Raw genomic sequence first — 3,113 nt, forward strand, 5'->3', positions numbered from 1 at the left:
CACAGTGTATCCTGCCGTTGGGAGGCCGGGTGGGGGTGCGGGCCGGTGCCGCCCCCGCGCCGTGAGGCGCGCAACAGACAAACCCCGGTGCCGCCCCCGCGCCGTGAGGCGCGGCACAAAAAATACCCCCGCGCGGCCCGGCGCGGGGGTATCCTCTCTCCGCCTTATCCCCGCTGCTTTTCCGCTGCGATCCAGGCGTCGATCTGCGTGTCCAGCAGGTCGAGCGGCACCGGGCCGTCGCCCAGCACGGCGTCGTGGAACCGCTTGATGTCGAAACGCGGGCCGAGTGCGGCTTCGGCGCGGGCGCGCAGCTCGCGGATGCGGAGCTCGCCCATCTTGTAGCCGAGCGCCTGTCCCGGCCAGCTGATGTAGCGATTGACCTCGGCATCGATATTGGCGTCGGTCAGCGCGCTGTTGTCTTTCATGAACGCGACCGCCTGCGCCTTGGTCCAGCCCTTGGCATGGATGCCGGTGTCGACGACCAGCCGGCACGCCCGCCACATTTCATAGGACAGCCGGCCCATCTGCTTTTCGGGCGTGTCGTACAGCCCCATTTCGATGCCCAGCCGCTCGGTATAGAGCGCCCAGCCTTCGACAAAGGCGGTGAAGCCTGCCTGATGGCGGCGAAACTCGGGCAGCTCCAGCTCCTGTTGCAGCGCGACCTGGAAATGATGGCCCGGCACCGATTCATGCGCGGTCAGTGCCGGCAGCTCCCAGAGCGGGCGCTGCGGCAGTTTCGAGGTGTTGACGAAATAGGTGCCCGAAATCCCCGCGGCCGGCGATCCGGGATTGTAATAGGCGGTCGTCGTCCCCTCGGCGATTTCGGCCGGGATCGGCTTGATGCCATAGCTCAGCCGCGGCAGCCGGCCGAAATAGCGCGGCAGCAGCCCGTCGATGCGCTTGGCCTCGACCGCGGCGGCGGCGAGCAGCGCGTCGGGCGTCGTCGCATAATGGCGCGGATTGGTGCGTAGATCGGCGATAAAGGCTTCGCGGCTGGCAAAGCCGGCGGCGCGGGCGACCTGTTCCATCTCGGCCCGGATGCGCGCGACCTCGGCCAGCCCGAGGCTGTGGATCTCCTCCGGCGTCCGGTCGGTCGTCGTCGCCTGACGGGCGCGGAACGCATACCATTCGGCCCCGCCCGGCATCGCCGACGCGCCGACGGTGGTGCGGCAGCGCGGCAGATAATCGCGGACGAAATAATCGTGGAAGCGGCGATATTCCGGCTCGACCACGGTCGTGATCAGCCGCTTCGCCTCATCCTGCATCTTCGCCCAGTCCGCATCCGACAGGTCGCGCGGCCGGGGGCGGGTGAAGGGCTGGAAGAAACGCGATTGGGCGGGCGAGGGGGCGATGACGCCGATGATCGTCTTTTCATAACCGCGAATCGCATCGCAGGGCTGGACGAACCCCTGCTCGACCGCGGCGCGCGTGATCGCCAGCGCATCGCTGTTGAGTTTGGGATATTGGGCGAGCCGCGTCAGATAGCTGCGATAATCGGCGGCGGCGGCAAAGGGCAGGTTGTCGGCCATGCCGGCAAAGCCCTGATGCCAGCCATAATAGCTGGTGAACAGCATCTGGCGCTGGCCATAGCGATTGGCCTCCACCTGTTCGGCGAGCAGCCGGGCGAGGATGCGCTTGTTGACGCGTTCGGCGGGCGTCAGCCCGGCATCGGCGATGGCGGCCAGCTGATCGGCGAAGCGCTGCGCGGTCGCTGCATCGGCATCGGCGGCGGCGAGGCTGATGTCGGACAGCCGGTCATCATGGTCGCGCACGCCAAGCGCGGTCGCCTGTTCGGGGTTGCGCGACAGATACCAGGCCCAGTGCGCGTCGATCACCGCCTTGAGGCGCGCGGACGGCGTGGTCGTGGCCCCGGCCTGAGCCTGAGCCTGAGCCTGTGCGGATGCCGTCGCGGGGGCCAGAACCGGCGCGGCGAGGATCAGGGTGGCGGCGGCGCGGAGGGCGCGGCGGGTGGACGGCGATGACGGACGGCGCATGATCAGGCTTTTCTCCCCTTGTCCCGGCGCGGGGCCGGGCGCACAGGTCTAGAGCATTTCCGGGCCGGGTTGAATCACCCGGCTGCTCCGCGCGCCGGCCGGCCCGGAGCAAGGGATTTGCCGGAACCGGAGGGAGAGCGTGATGCAGGGGCATAACGGGGCGCGGATGCTGGTCATGCTGGCGCTGCCGGCGCTGCTGGGCGGATGTCTGGCCCGGGCGGCGATTGACGCCGCGACCCTGCCGGTCAAGGCGGTGAGCAAGACCGTCGATGTGCTGACCACCAGCCAGGACGAGGCCGACCGCAATCGCGGCCGCGCGATTCGCAAGGAGGAAGAGGAGATCGCCCGCGAACGCCGCCGCGCCGAGCGCCAACGCGCCCGCGAAGAGGCGGAGGCGGCGCGGGAAGATGCGCGCCGCACGCCGCCGCGCGACGATTGACGTTTCCGTAAGCTTCCTCTTGACGAAAACGTCAACTTTGGCCGAGCCTTGCGGCCATGAACGGAGAGGATAAACAGCCGCAAAGCGGCGATCACCCCGGCACCGCCGCACAGGCCGCCGCCCCGCAACCATCAGCTGCGGCCGACCCCGGCGCGCGCTCAGGCCCGCTCAGCGGTGTCCGCATCGTCGAGTTCGAAGGCATCGGCCCGGTGCCGCTCGCTGCGATGATCCTGGCCGATATGGGCGCGGACATTGTCCGGCTCGGCCGGCCGGGCAGCCAGGATCCCGGCGCGCCGGTGCTCGATCGCGGGCGGACGATTGTCGGCGTCGACCTGAAATCCGATGCCGGGCGCGCGGCGGCGCTCGATCTGCTCAGCCGCGCCGATGCGCTCGTCGAAGGGTTTCGCCCCGGGGTGATGGAAAGGCTCGGTCTGGGGCCGGAGGCGGTGCATGCCGTCAATCCCCGGCTCGTCTATGGCCGGATGACCGGCTGGGGCCAGCATGGCCCGATGGCCCCGCGCGCGGGCCATGATCTCAATTACATCTCGCTGACCGGCGCGCTCCACGCGATCGGCCGGGCGGGCGAGGTGCCGCCGCCGCCGCTCAACCTGATCGGCGATTATGGCGGCGGGGCGATGTTCCTCGTCGCCGGGGTGCTTGCCGGGCTGGTGGGGGGGGGG

Annotated in this window: 3 protein-coding genes; 2 read left to right on the top strand and 1 reads right to left on the bottom strand. The window is 69.6% G+C overall.

The genetic code is table 11. The annotated features are described in order from the left end of the window. Positions 1-164: 164 nt before the first annotated feature. Positions 165-1,994: a DUF885 domain-containing protein gene (locus tag OPU66_RS14785; protein ID WP_498554416.1), complete on the bottom strand. Its 1,830-nt coding sequence runs from the start codon at positions 1,992-1,994 to the stop codon at positions 165-167. Positions 1,995-2,136: 142 nt separating this feature from the next. Here OPU66_RS14785 and OPU66_RS14790 point away from each other — a divergent pair, with 142 nt between their 5' ends. After that, on the top strand, positions 2,137-2,433 hold the full coding sequence (locus OPU66_RS14790) for a hypothetical protein (protein WP_498554417.1): 297 nt from the start codon (positions 2,137-2,139) through the stop codon (positions 2,431-2,433). A gap of 56 nt (positions 2,434-2,489) precedes the next feature. Next, a partial coding sequence (locus OPU66_RS14795; RefSeq protein ID WP_498554418.1) for a CoA transferase occupies positions 2,490-3,113 on the top strand: 624 nt, incomplete at its 3' end.

The sequence above is a fragment of the Sphingomonas sp. URJC2 genome, assembly GCF_059803575.1.

What these genes read in the sequence shown, in the direction of transcription:
- OPU66_RS14785 (WP_498554416.1), bottom strand. Translation starts at nt 1,994, where the DNA reads ATGCGCCGTCCGTCATCGCCGTCCACCCGCCGCGCCCTCCGCGCCGCC.
- OPU66_RS14790 (WP_498554417.1), top strand. Translation starts at nt 2,137, where the DNA reads ATGCAGGGGCATAACGGGGCGCGGATGCTGGTCATGCTGGCGCTGCCG.